Origin of the sequence: Pseudomonas linyingensis, assembly GCF_900109175.1 — a bacterium.
In the GTDB taxonomy this organism is placed as follows: Bacteria; Pseudomonadota; Gammaproteobacteria; order Pseudomonadales; family Pseudomonadaceae; genus Geopseudomonas; species Geopseudomonas linyingensis.
This window is the reverse complement of sequence record NZ_FNZE01000013.1, coordinates 138,811-151,590: the sequence shown is the minus strand read 5'-3', so window position 1 is coordinate 151,590 and position 12,780 is coordinate 138,811. Positions and strand designations below refer to the sequence as shown.

Below are 12,780 nucleotides of genomic sequence, written 5' to 3'. Positions count from 1 at the left end.
TACGTGGCGGACACCAACCCGGTGCGGGTGGTCGATGTTTTCGTCGATGAGCTCTATCTTGGCACGCTGGGTTTCGACGGTGTCGTCCCGGCGGAAACTGGCAGACCGGCCTACCATCCTGCCGACCTCCTGAAGATCTACATCTACGGCTATCTCAATCGCATCCAGTCCAGCCGCCGTCTCGAACGTGAGGCTCAGCGCAACGTTGAGTTGATGTGGCTGACCGGACGTTTGATGCCGGACTTCAAGACCATCGCCAACTTCCGCAAGGATAACGGCAAGGCAATCCGCGGCGTCTGTCGGCAGTTCGTGGTGCTGTGCCAGCAGCTTGGCCTGTTCTCGGAAGCGCTCGTGGCCATCGATGGCAGCAAGTTCAAGGCGGTTAACAATCGCGACCGCAACTTCACCAGCGCCAAGCTGCAGCGGCGAATGGAGGAGATCGAGTCCAGCATCAACCGCTACCTGACGGCACTGGATACCGCAGATCGTCAGGAACCTGCCGTGGCGCAGGTCAAAGCCGAACGCCTCCACGACAAGATCGCGACCTTGAAAACTAAGCTGCAGGAACTCAAGGAAATCGAGGTTCGGCTCAACGAAACACCGGATAAGCAGATTTCCCTGACCGATCCCGATGCCCGCTCAATGAAGACGCGTGGCACCGGCATGGTCGGCTACAACGTGCAGGCGGCGGTCGACGCGAACCACCACCTGATCGTGACGCACGAGGTTCGATCGAGACCAACTGAGTTCGATGGCCAAGCAAGCGCGAGAGGCCATGGGTGTCGAGGAGCTCTCGGCGGTCGCAGACAGAGGGTATTTCAAAGGCGAAGAAATCCTGGCGTGCCATGAGGCTGGAATCACTGTTTACGTGCCCAAGACGCTGACCTCGGGCGCGACAGCGGCTGGCCGCTTCGGCAAGGGTGATTTCATCTATGACGCGGCAACGAACGAGTACCGATGCCCGGCTGGGCAAAGTCTGATCTGGCGGTACTCAAGCGTCGAGAAAGGGCTGAAGCTGCACCGATACTGGAGTTCGCACTGCCAAGGTTGTGCGTTGAAAGAGCAATGCACACCGAGCCCACAGCGCCGAGTGAGTCGCTGGGAGCATGAGGCAGTGCTCGAGGCGATGCAGAGTCGCTTGGATCAAGCGCCCGAGATGATGCGGATCCGCCGGCAGACGGTCGAGCACCCGTTCGGCACGCTGAAATCCTGGATGGGTGCCACCCATTTCCTCACCAGAACGCTCGACCGGGTGAGTACCGAGATGAGCCTGCATGTGCTCGCCTACAATCTCAAACGCGTGTTGCGCTTGATGGGCAGCGGCAGCAATGAAGGCCTGAGGCCTGTTTTACGACTCTTGCCGCCCTCCAGCACGCGCGCCGAAGCCGAAAGTGCCATAACAACCAGAATCACCGATTGCGCCTGATTGGGCCTCCGACGGCCTCCTGGACACTGAGAAGATCCCCCGGCAGTTGATTTCCATCGCTTGCTGCGTTTTTACACGGTCTGGGCCAACAGCGGACGTCAAGAGGTGCCTACGAAGCTAGGAGAAACTCACATCTCTTAACCGCGTCTATTTTCTGATTTTGCCTGCGCACCGCTAAGACCTGTCTGTACTGCTCCTAGAGTAAGTCCTTCCTCCCACGAGTTACGTACTGGTGCTGAACCGCGACTGGCTCAGTCACTGCGCCACCTGCAACACCTCTTCGCCTCAGCTTCGCATTGCTACCCCCAAGGAAGTGCTCAAAACACGGCTGGAACAATTCCTGACGCTCCACGGCTGAATCTTCGCCAGCGCGACGCAGGTTGTCGCGCCCGCCCGGACAATGACCTGCATCTACAAGAGGGCTCAACGATGAAAAACCTGCTCGCCACCATCGGACTCTTCGTGGTGTTGACCAAAGGCTACGCGTTCTACCGCGAATATAGCGAAATGAAGCGCGAACGCGATGCGCAGCGGCATGCCGCAGACTGAAACAAAGCGAAATGACAGCTACCATCCCATGAAGGACTGGTGGCACAAAGCCATTTGCTTGAGTAGGATTCACGCTAACTTGACGCTAGCCTACTGGCGCTCAATAGATGCATAGAACCAGGAAATTACAATGTCCCAAGCGAAGGATACGCTGCTTAGGCTGTTTGCATTGCTACGCCTGATCCCCACCGAACCTCAGCGCATTGCAACCCCGACCCTGCTCGAAAAGCTCCGTGACAGAGGCTTCTCGGTTTCTCTGCGCTCGATCCAGCGTGACTTGAGCCGGTTGTCGATCCCATTCTCCCTGCAGTGTGACGACAGCGAAACGCCCTTCCGCTGGAGCTTCAACCGCGAGGCACCACTCAAGCTGGAAGACATGGACGCGCCCACCGCACTGGCGTTGTTCCTCTCGGAAAGCCACCTTAGCCCGATCCTGCCGCAAAGCGTTCTGGACCAGCTGGGCCCACAGTTCCGCCGGGCCCGCAACTTCCTCAATGGTCTGGGTGGCAACGGCCTGGCCGACTGGGCAAAGCGGGTTCGCTCACTACCCAACGGCAAGACCCTGCTCCCGGCGCAAGTCAGCGCGCACACTTGGGCCCAGGTGTCGGCCGGCCTGCTGGAGCGCAAGCAGCTGGAAGTGGTCTACCACAGCCGCAGCAAGGGTGAACTCAAGCGTTTTCGCCTGCACCCAGCTGGTCTGGTATCGCGCCATGCGGTGAGCTACCTGCTGGCCTCTGTGGATGGCTACAGCGACCTGCGCCAATTCGCCCTGCACCGGATGACCGAAGTGAGCGTGCTCGGAGAGGCTGGCCGCGAACATGAAAGCTTCGACGTGGATGCCTACATTGCCAGCGGTGCTTTCAGCTATCGAGAGGCCGAGGCCCAAGTCGAGCTGGTCGCCGATGTGCGCCCGCAGATCGCTGTCCTGCTCAACGAAACGCCGCTGAGCCAGCAGCAGACTTTGAGCAGCGTTTCCGTGCAGGGCTGGCATCGCATGCACGCCACCGTGCCGCTAGACCGCGAAACGCTGTGGTGGATCTTCGCCCTGAATGAAAACATTCGCCTGCATGCACCCCAGGTGTGGGTAGACGAAGTGCGCGAGCGACTGAATTCGATGCAGGCGCTGTACCAGAACACTCACGTAACCCCGCAACTGCAACCCGCCTGACCTTCAACTATCAAAAGGACATTGCCATGCCACTTCCCCTCATCCTCGGCGCTGCCGCGCTGGTCAGTGCTGCCTACGGTGCCAAGAAAGGCTACGACGGTTACCAGAAGCACTCCGAAGCAGACGATATCGTCAACGCTGCCAAGGCACGCTATGCCGATAAAAAGGACGCGTTCGACGTACAGGAAAAGGCCACCAATGCGGCCCTTGAGGCACTGGGTAAGGAAGAGCTGCAAATCGGCAAGCAATTCGACGAGTTCAAGACCCTCGCTGACAAGCTGCTACTGAAGCTCAACGCTGGCCGCCAGGACAAGCTGAAGATCAACATCCCCAAGCACAAGCTGCAGAGCATCGAGAGCTACAGCTACACCGCCGTTGGCGTACTGGGTGCCACCGCGGGGGCAGGTGCTGCCGGTGCTGCTGCCGGGTTTGCCGTGTATGGCGGTGTTATGGCGCTGGGCGCTGCGTCCACCGGCACAGCGATCTCGTCGCTGGCCGGTGTGGCTGCAACCAACGCAACACTGGCAGCCATCGGCGGAGGTTCGCTTGCCACCGGTGGCCTGGGCATGGCGGGCGGCACTGCAATCCTAGGTGCTGCAGTGGCAGGCCCGGTACTGGCGATCGCCGGTTGGGCTTACGACAGCCATGGCGATGAAGCGCTGAAGAACGCGCACAAAGCCGACCGTGAAGTGGACAGTGCCGTGTCCAAGTTGCTGAAGGCCCAAAAGCAGCTCAGCAAGGCTGAAGATTACGCATTCGATGTCAACGACGTGCTGAAGTCGGTGTACGCGCAATTCGACAAGTACTTCGAACACCTCAAGTTCATGGACAACCGCCTCGAAGATATCCGCGCCCGCAAACTGGATGCGCAGGCGGAGCTGGACAAAGTGGGCGGCTCCATCATGCGCTCGGTCGAAAACGGCTTCATGCTGGCGGCCATTCTGGTCGACCTGATCACCACGCCGCTGTTCAAGGTCAAGGAAGTGAACGGCAACGTCGTTAAAGACGAGAACGACGTGCCGGTCATGGCCACCGACTCCGATGGCTCGATGATCCTCAACGATGCCAAGCTGCAGGAACAGATCAGCCTGACCCGGAGCAAGGCGGCAGAAGTAGAGCCTGCCTGATGCCAGCGGGGGCCGAAAGGCCCCGCTTTCGCTTCGCCCTTCTCTCATTCGTCATGGACGCCCCAATGCACGCCGCCGCGCAAGACTTCCCTTGGGCCGAAGAGCTCGAGAAAACCGTAATCACCAGCCTCACGACCAGCTTTGGCCTGGACTTTCTGCTGTTCAAGGACAAGCAGGGCGGCGAGGTGAACACCATCCACAACGTGCGCAACGGCGTATGGGCGACCGACGCAGAAAAGCAGCGTTTCGAGCAGCGTGGCGAGTACGATTCCACGCCCTACCACCAACATGCGAATTACATCGCCACTGGCCAGAAAGACAAGGCCAGCCAAGCGGCAGGCACGCTGAAGGACCCGTACCGCAACAAGGTGATGGCTGCCCATGAACAGCGCAACCTAGACCATGTGATCAGTGCCAAGGAAATCCACGACGACGCAGGTCGGGTACTGGCTGAGCTAGATGGCGTAAAGCTGGCGAATCAGGCCAGTAACCTGCAGACCACCCATGAAACGATCAACAAGTCGAAGAAGCAGACGCCCATCAACGACTACCTGCAAAAGCTTCCGGGCCTGATTTCAAATCATGAAAAGGTGCTGGACAGAGACCGTGCACGCCTGGCGAAAATGGCTCGCGAAACGCCTCAGCAACAGCACGAGGCGCGTGCGCTAGAAGACAAAATTCGCAAGAACGAAAGCAAGATAAAGGAACTCAAGGCAGTAGACCCCGATGCCATGCTCAAGCGCGATGCCGAGGCACGGGCCCCTTATGACCAGCAGATCAACAAGGCCTATTACACCAGCAGCAAGTTCCTCCACCAGACCGCCCATGCCGCCGGCTCGGCAGGCCTGGCCATGGGTACCCGGCAGATGCTTGGGCTGGTGATGGCGGAAGTGTGGTTCGAGTTGCGCGAGCAACTGCCTGCACTGCTGGACAAGCTCAAGCACAGTTTTAGCCTAGAAGCCTTTGTCGACAGCATCAGCCAGTCGCTCAAGGGTATCTGGAAGCGTGTCCAGGCGCGTTTCAACGACTTCCTGGTGGCGTTCAAGGATGGCGTGTTTGCCGGTGTGCTCGGAAGCCTGTCCACTACTCTGTTCAACATCTTCGCCACTACCCAGGCGATGGCGATCAAGATCATCCGCGAAATGTGGGGCCAGTTGGTCAAGGCCATCAAGGTGATGGTGTTCAACCCTGACCAACTAAGTTTCGTTGAGCAATGCCAGGCCGTGACGTCGTTGCTGTCGGTGGGCGTTGCCACGGTAGTCGGAACCATGGCCTACACCCAGCTGGTGCCATTCCTCAGCTTCCCTTTCGGCACCGAGCTGGCCGCATTTGCCGGTGCGCTGGTAACGGGCCTGGTGACCCTGGGTCTGAACTACTTCCTGCTGCACAGTACAGTGGCACGCAAGATCTGGGCCTTCATTGAATCGCTGACACCACACGCCGCTACGCTATGCGAGTTCCAGGCAATCAACGCAGAACTGGATCGTTACCTGCTGGAGTTGAGCCGGCTGGAGTTCAATCTGGACGTGGATGAGTTGCAGGCCTTTACCCAAGAGCTTGAAGCGTGCAATGACGAGATCCAGCGCAGTGCGGTCCTGCAACAGGTTGTGGAGGCCCGAGGGATCGAGTTGCCGTTCGAAGTAGGTAACACGGCCAGCACACGCAACTGGCTGGCTTCGCTGGTATGACTCTACCGGCGTTCCCTTGTACCCAGTGCGGGCAGTGTTGCCGCAATGTGCACCTAGCGGAACAGACGCAACATCTGGATCGGGGGGATGGAGCTTGCCGGCATTACAGTGATGCCGACAAGCACTGCCTGATCTACGAGACCCGGCCGGATATCTGCCGGGTCGACCGGCAGTACCAGATGCACTATGCGCAGCGGTTCAGCTGGGAGGCGTTTGTAGAGGTGAATGTGAAGGTTTGCAAGCTGCTGCAGGGTCAGGCACAGGAGTGAGCTAAGCTGCCTAAGCTGGTTTTCGCCAGTAATGACAGCGTTATGACAGCCTAGGGCTTAGAGTCTGCGAAATAACGGAATTAGACGGGGGTTCAAATCTCCCACGGCCCACCAAATACAAGTTTTCACATGCTCCCATATGACCGGCCTCCCCACTGAAAAGCCCACTCTGTGCGGGCTTTCTTGTTTCTACACGTTCCCCAGCGTACCCACACACCGTTGTTCATCGTGTATATCGAGGCCGCAGATCACAATAGAAATTCAGGCAACAATAGGGAGGATAAGCAAGAATGGTTCGTGAAACGGTACTGATCGACAATTGCGCGTGGGACACTCTTGAATGTCGAGGCGTCGACTTGGTCAACGAGCGCGGAGAAGATCTGCAATTCACTGTCAGCGATCTCGGTTTGATTGAGATTCCGGCAGACTCTCATCCGAATGAAGACGCTCAACGAGTTGGTAAGTACGCACGAGCCCAACTGGCAACCCTAGAAGCTGAGCCAGCAGTTTGGTTTCAATTCAAAAATATTGACGACCCTGCCCCAAGTGGCGTTGGTTTTGGAGAATTGCAGCCTGATGGCAGCGTCCAGGGAGGGGCTTTCCTAACCAGTGTCGAGGGACGAGCCTATGTCGACACGAACGAGCACCGAATTGGCGGCGCCAGCGGTATAAAGCGGATGGGTAGTGGTTTGCTCAAGCACCAGACGGATATTGATTACGGCGAATGGTCTACAGGCCTACTAGTGATTACTGCCAATCCCAAGGACTTTAAAGCTGGAGCCAAGGCTGTGGATATCCGTACTTGGGTTTCGGGAAGCTTCGGTGACTTCGTACGGCAAGCTCTCTCGAAGAGGGAGGCCTGATCCCAGCGAAAGCGATATAGGACATTAGCGTCTGCTTCTGGCCGTTCCCTGCCAGCCAGGGCCATGAAGCATGCCGGTCAGATTCGCTGCGAATGACTGGTCAGGTTGAGTGCAAATGGGTGGTCAAGTCTGTGAAATTATCCACGCACGCAACCGCTCCCTCCGCATGAAGCCCTAACCAGCGCCAGCACCGGGCCCCTTCTCAAAGCCTGTGACTGACCGGTTGAGTCCCGGTATCTTGTCGCCAAACATCTATTCCACTCTCGCCTTCTGGCCACCTATGAACGACATCGAGTTTGCACAGAGCGTCAGCCCCGAACTGGCCGGGCTTTACGCGCAGGCTAAAGACCTGGCCTTCGTTACTCCAGGCTATGCCCTCACCCACTTACGCAGCTTCGCGGCGGTGTTCTGCGATGAGATAGAGCCTTCGGCAAAGGCTGACTCCAATATCGCCAACAAGATCGTAATGGTGCGCAACGCGCAGGGCTCATCCAGGAAGGTACTGTCAGCCCTGAACACCTTGCGCGACAGTGGGAACAAAGCTGCCCACCCGGAGGAATATCCGCCGGGCACCCTCGACTTCCCTTCGGTCGTGACTGAGGGGCTGTACCTCGCTCGTGAGCTTTTGGAGTATCTCTACTGGCTGAAAACCGGCAGCTCAGCCGCACCTGAATATGAGGTCATCGAGCCTACACTGCACATCCAGCGAGATCTCAGCTACAGAGCCATATTCGAAGAGGATGCGCAGTCTCGATATACGCTAGGCGTCTACTTCAAAGAGAAAGCCGATCGAGAGAAGTCCGATTATGGGTTGCATCGTGTTGATGACGGCTATGGGGGGGCCGGTATGCCCTCACGCGAGGCCATCGATCAGGCCATGCACTGGTTCAAATGTGCCGCCGAGAGCGATCATCCCGGTGCACGATATGAATATGGCGCGTACCTGTTTCGACTCAAGGACAACCCTGACGGGACTATAAGTCGTCGCTACGATCGTGGACGCGGTGAACGCTATGTCTGGTGGGCATGCCAGGCGGGTCATGCGGACGCCCAAGCCATGATGGGCGACTTCTTCTTTAATGGCACTGAGCACCTTGACAGCGATTATGAGCGCGCAAGAGAGCACTATCAGGAAGCCGCTGAGCAGTCGCACCCGCGGGCATTGGCTCAACTGGGCAGAATGCATGAGCTGGGGCTTGGCGGACCGAAGGACCTCAAGAAAGCCTTCGAGTGCTCACTGAAAGCCGCAGAGTCTGGTTTCCCGCAAGCTCAATATCACCTGTACGCGCTGCATCGACAGGGGGACTCATTTGTCGGGGATCACTCAACCGCCCTCCACTGGCTAACCGCAGCCGCAGACCAACGCCATCCTGATGCCATGATGGCGTTGGCGGGGCTGATAGCGGATAAGAAAGTAGCGAATCGCAGCTTCGCAGATGCACAACATTTTTATGAGCAGTGCATCAACACCCCGCACCTTCGGATTCGGGCCCTGTACGCGTATGCCAATCTGGTGGCGACACACTCTGAGGACCTTCTAGAACTGGAATCAGCACGCCATTGCATTTCCCAATGCGCGGAAGAAATCCAGGCCAACCCTAATTACCATCACTCGCTATCGGGGTGCAACAGGATCAATCGTGTTCTCCTGAACAAGCAGGCAGCTGCCATGTCCCGTGAATTCCCCCATTTCCGGTTCCAATTTGGAGCCGCGGAGCCTGCACAGGGGGCATCGGATTACACAGGTCCGAAAGTCGGCAGGAATGACCCATGTCCCTGTGGCAAGGGCGCTAAATACAAGCATTGCTGTATGAGATAGAGAATCGCTGGCAGCCCTAGGCGGCCTGCTGGAAGTTACTCAATTCGAATCCAGTTCTGCGGGCCGGATACTCATCAAGCCACATGCTTTCCACGCCCGAGTCTGTACAGAATTTTGTGTAGATGGTGCGGAGCTCCACACACAAAGCTGCACCTTAACGCAACCTGAGGCCTACGGCTTTGAGTGGCTGCTTCTGGCCGACTGCTGCCGGTGGCGAGAGGCTGCAGTCGACCCAAAGCGGCCGGTCATGACGGGCAGCAACCGGCCATCGGGTGACATCGCTCTCGGGCATATCCCCCGTCGTTATGCTTACTGGATAACGCTTGCGCCAGTTTCACCCTAGCCGATATTGAAAACCCTTTGATAATGACCCCGCAGTGCCGCCAGCATGGCTGACTGATGAGAATCGGCCGCGGCCTCTCCCCACCTTTCGTTTGAATAGATCAGGTCCATCTTCAAGGAGTCTGGCCGCTTCTCGTACTCCCGCTTGTTGAGGAATCGCTGGCGCTTTTCGTTAAATGGTAGATTGCCATACTCCGAGTTAATACTGCGCGAGACCAGCGCGAGATTGCCAAAGCAGTCCAGCCAATCCTTCGAGACCGTATTGGTATCGGTCGCCTGTGGATTCTGCGGCGAAATATGCTCTACCGAATTCTTCGCGGTGAAACGGAAATTGCCCCAGAACTCACGGTCACGTTGTTGTTCATACCAGAGCACGAAGTCCAGCTTGTAGAACCAGTAATGCGCAAATCTAACGCCATCTTCCTTCGCCAGCGCCGCTTCGAACTGCAGCGTTGAAGCGGTACGCCAAGGGTCGTCCATGAAGCGTCGGCTACGTGCGACCAGCGAAGCATCCGTCACTTCGCCAAGCAACTGGTTATCCAGATGGCACAGGAAGCCGTAGTAACGCTCGACTTCACTGCCGCCACCGCGCACGGTATGAGCATGCTTGTGGATGAAGTACAGGAAGGGGGTCAGCCAGTAATGGGTGGTGATCTCCTGCGAGTGGTACAGCATGCTCTGCAGCAAGGACAGGCCCTGATGCAGGGTATTGTCGCGGCTGCGATTGATGTAGCGCTTGTCTTCACTGGCGGAAATCGAGGTGTGGCAGACCTGATGGATTTCCTCATCACCCTGGTCGACCCACTTGATCACGTACTCGTCCCACAGCACACGCATGCGCCAGAGCAGATCGATGAAGCCTTGCGCCCTAGCCGCACGCTGCGCTGGCTCCGCTGGCACCAGCAAGTAGGCCTCGAACAGGGCGAGCAACTGCCGGTCCAGCACGCGTGGCAGGTCCTGCGACCCTTGCTCCTTCAGCCAGATACGCAGGACATGAAGCAGGAACAGCGGAAAACCGATGATGCTGCGCGCCCAAGGGGCTTCGCCGTCATCCTCTGTGATGGTTACCCGCGCAGTGCCGGTATCGCCAATCGGGCCACCAACAATGTCCTCCAAAGTCAGGCGATCGTCGTCATCCATTTGCGCGGCATCGGCCTTGCGCCCAAGCAAGCTGTGCACTGCACCGGAATGCAGCAGTTGCCCCTTGTTGTAGAGATCCCCCAGTCGATGCGCCTCCAACTGGGTTTCCAGACACAGATTGCGCTCGACGAATCCACTCATGTCGGCACAGGCATTCCACAAGGCTGCGTAACGGGAACGGTTTTCCGCGGGAATGTCGTGCAGCAACCTGGCCTTGAGGATCTCGTGATGCTGTAGCTGGATGCCGCGGTTGTTGATGACCTCGAACAGCTTGTTTAGGTCCATTCCCTCGGGCACCAGGGTGAGCACCAGCGAGACATTGCGATACACGAAGCCGGCCAGCACCTTCAGATATTCATCATCTACAGGCCCGCCGTCCGCACGCTTGTAGGTCTGTGCGAAGGAGGCCATCAATTGCTGGGCCTCTCTCATGCTCCAGGTGTCGATGGCTTCACTGTTCGTCGCTTTGCCACCCGGCATCATGCTGGCGAGGAAGTCATTGACCTCCTCGCGGATCGAGAAGTGTAGACGCGGAATCATCCCGTCCTTCAGAACCACCCTGCTGAAGTCTCCCATCACCTCGCGCCATACCGGCACTGTGCTGAGCATCCACAGCGTGGTGAAACGCTGCTGTCCGTCGATCAGGTCGAAGCGACGCACGCCTTGGTCGCAGTCTTCAGCGGTGGTCTTTTCCACCAACAAGGTGCCGCCCAAGAAAAACTGCGTGTCTCGGCGATCGAACGCATTTGCCATGTCAGTCAGCAGCGTCTTGATCTGGTCATCACCCCACACGTAAAGGCGCTGGTAGATCGGCACGTTGAAACACCACGCGGCGTCTTCCCTGTTGGTCAGCTGTTCCAGGGTGCAGAGGCTGGAATCAATGCTCATGGCGCCCCCCCAGGGCAGCTTTCAGAAACGCCTCAAGCCATTGCGATTTGTCCGCAAGGTTGCGGCATCCAGAATCCGCCTGCTCCCGGTAAAACGCCAGGACAGCCCGTTTGTATCGACCTTGCACGCTATTCCCAACTTCAATCGTTTCCTCGGCATACAACGATGCCACGTCCTGTTGGCGCTTCTTCAGAAAGTCCAGTACCTGTTTCGGGTGATAGCTCTGCGCGATCACATCCAGCAGGTTCAGCTCGGCCAGTCTGAAGAAGTTGGCGGCGGTTTCCTGCTTGACCAGTTGTTGCTTCAGGCGAATCGCACCCAGCAGAAACTCCAAGCGCAGGGCAAATGCAGTTAGCTGCTCGACGTCGAACTGATCCACATACACCAAGCTGCAGAGCATGAAGATCTCGCGCAGATACTCTTGGTTGTTGCACAGTAGCTGTCGATAGATCGCGCGGAACGCACTCACTTGCGCGCAGGGTGCAGGAGCGTTCATCAACCTCTGCAGCAATGCCGCGTACTTGTCTGCATAGAGAAAGAAGCCCACGCCTTCATGGATGGGCTGGCGCAGCGCCATGGGCAGGTTCGCAGGGTTGTAGCTGACACGCAGTTGGTTGCCCTGCAGTACGTACTCGCCATCACCCGCCACGGTCAGCGCAGTCGCCAGCCGATTCGGGCGGGTGGCGTAGAGTGGCACACTGTCGACGCTGCTGTGGTTGTCTGCGCCGTGGCGCCAGGTGTCGCTCTGGAACTCGGTCAGCAGCGTTTCGTGCCTGCCCGCTGGCGTTTGCGCACCTCGCCAGCGCCGCGCACGCCAGAGAAAACGATTGAACAGGTTGGGGGCGAAATCCTGTCCCGGCGACAGTATCGCGGGCAGACGTTGCAGTGCCTCCCAGCGCTCGGCGCAGCGCTTCTGCAGGGCGGTCTTGAGCTCGCCCTCGCCGTCCGCATGATCGATCGCCCGCAGGTGATAGGCCTTGAGCAGGTCGGTGGCACGCAGGGGCACGCCGCGGTTGTTTTGGGTATCGAAAAAGGTGAAAGCAAGGTCGCTGCTGTCCACTTCGATCACCGTCAGACGCAGCTTTTCGATGACCTCCCGTGCAATCGCCTCTTGCTGCTGCAACGCCTGCACCCCCTCACGGATATGCCGTGCGGACTGCCCCGAATAGCTGAGCGCCTGGCCCGCAGGCAGCTTGCCGGTAGCGCGGTGATACAGCAGCGACAAAGCCGTGATGCGCTGCTGCCCATCGATGATGAACCTTTTCGACTGGCGAGCATCGTGATGCAGTAATACCGTGCCAATGTAGTAAGGCAGGCGGTTGTCTGTCTGGTCTGCGAATTCCGCGAGATCACTGGTCAGTTGCAGCAGCTTGTCCGGACCCCAGACAAAGCCGCGCTGGTAACTGTCCAGTGCCAATGGCCTACCTGCCTTCAGCAGATCGGCGAATGCCAAGGTGCTGACCCGGACAGGGGATTCCTGCGTCATTTATCGACTCCCCTG

8 protein-coding genes and 1 pseudogene are annotated in these 12,780 nt (G+C 58.1%); 7 read left to right on the top strand and 2 right to left on the bottom strand.

Translation table 11 applies throughout. The features are described 5' to 3' along the window. The 7 genes and pseudogenes from BMZ19_RS16175 to BMZ19_RS16145 all read left to right on the top strand — a co-directional run. Nucleotides 1-1,327 (top strand): annotated as a pseudogene (locus tag BMZ19_RS16175) (IS1182 family transposase); the annotation flags it as partial. Between the two features lie 778 nt (nucleotides 1,328-2,105). Continuing rightward, complete coding sequence (locus BMZ19_RS16165) at nucleotides 2,106-3,143, top strand: helix-turn-helix transcriptional regulator (RefSeq protein WP_090312607.1); 1,038 nt, start codon at nucleotides 2,106-2,108, stop codon at nucleotides 3,141-3,143. A 26-nt stretch (nucleotides 3,144-3,169) separates the two neighbouring features. Next, nucleotides 3,170-4,270 carry a chemotaxis protein gene (locus BMZ19_RS16160; protein ID WP_090312606.1) on the top strand — a complete coding sequence of 367 codons (1,101 nt, stop codon included), beginning with the start codon at nucleotides 3,170-3,172 and terminating at the stop codon, nucleotides 4,268-4,270. 65 nt (nucleotides 4,271-4,335) lie between these two features. After that, entirely contained in the window at nucleotides 4,336-5,958 is a 1,623-nt protein-coding gene (locus tag BMZ19_RS16155) for a hypothetical protein (RefSeq protein WP_090312605.1), read from the top strand. Continuing rightward, nucleotides 5,955-6,227 carry a YkgJ family cysteine cluster protein gene (locus BMZ19_RS22875; RefSeq protein WP_090312604.1) on the top strand — a complete coding sequence of 91 codons (273 nt, stop codon included), beginning with the start codon at nucleotides 5,955-5,957 and terminating at the stop codon, nucleotides 6,225-6,227. Before BMZ19_RS16155 ends, BMZ19_RS22875 begins: the two co-directional genes overlap by 4 nt. A 290-nt stretch (nucleotides 6,228-6,517) precedes the next feature. After that, entirely contained in the window at nucleotides 6,518-7,090 is a 573-nt protein-coding gene (locus tag BMZ19_RS22265; RefSeq protein ID WP_139214705.1) for a hypothetical protein, read from the top strand. 280 nt (nucleotides 7,091-7,370) lie between these two features. Continuing rightward, nucleotides 7,371-8,909, top strand: a complete 1,539-nt coding sequence (locus tag BMZ19_RS16145; RefSeq protein WP_090312603.1) for a tetratricopeptide repeat protein — start codon at nucleotides 7,371-7,373, stop codon at nucleotides 8,907-8,909. A gap of 339 nt (nucleotides 8,910-9,248) precedes the next feature. Here the strand turns inward: BMZ19_RS16145 and BMZ19_RS16140 are convergent, their stop codons facing one another. Together BMZ19_RS16140 and BMZ19_RS16135 are read right to left on the bottom strand one after the other, a co-directional pair. After that, the gene (locus tag BMZ19_RS16140; RefSeq protein WP_090312602.1) at nucleotides 9,249-11,279 is read right to left on the bottom strand and encodes a DUF262 domain-containing protein; all 2,031 of its coding nucleotides are present in this window, start codon (nucleotides 11,277-11,279) and stop codon (nucleotides 9,249-9,251) included. Further along, complete coding sequence (locus tag BMZ19_RS16135) at nucleotides 11,269-12,765, bottom strand: DUF262 domain-containing protein (protein WP_090312601.1); 1,497 nt, start codon at nucleotides 12,763-12,765, stop codon at nucleotides 11,269-11,271. The genes BMZ19_RS16140 and BMZ19_RS16135 overlap by 11 nt, the downstream gene beginning before the upstream one ends. Nucleotides 12,766-12,780: the final 15 nt, after the last annotated feature.

Bases quoted from the DNA above. Each gene is read 5' to 3' on its own strand.
- BMZ19_RS16165 (WP_090312607.1), top strand. From the start codon at position 2,106: ATGTCCCAAGCGAAGGATACGCTGCTTAGGCTGTTTGCATTGCTACGC.
- BMZ19_RS16160 (WP_090312606.1), top strand. From the start codon at position 3,170: ATGCCACTTCCCCTCATCCTCGGCGCTGCCGCGCTGGTCAGTGCTGCC.
- BMZ19_RS16155 (WP_090312605.1), top strand. From the start codon at position 4,336: ATGCACGCCGCCGCGCAAGACTTCCCTTGGGCCGAAGAGCTCGAGAAA.
- BMZ19_RS22875 (WP_090312604.1), top strand. From the start codon at position 5,955: ATGACTCTACCGGCGTTCCCTTGTACCCAGTGCGGGCAGTGTTGCCGC.
- BMZ19_RS22265 (WP_139214705.1), top strand. From the start codon at position 6,518: ATGGTTCGTGAAACGGTACTGATCGACAATTGCGCGTGGGACACTCTT.
- BMZ19_RS16145 (WP_090312603.1), top strand. From the start codon at position 7,371: ATGAACGACATCGAGTTTGCACAGAGCGTCAGCCCCGAACTGGCCGGG.
- BMZ19_RS16140 (WP_090312602.1), bottom strand. From the start codon at position 11,279: ATGAGCATTGATTCCAGCCTCTGCACCCTGGAACAGCTGACCAACAGG.
- BMZ19_RS16135 (WP_090312601.1), bottom strand. From the start codon at position 12,765: ATGACGCAGGAATCCCCTGTCCGGGTCAGCACCTTGGCATTCGCCGAT.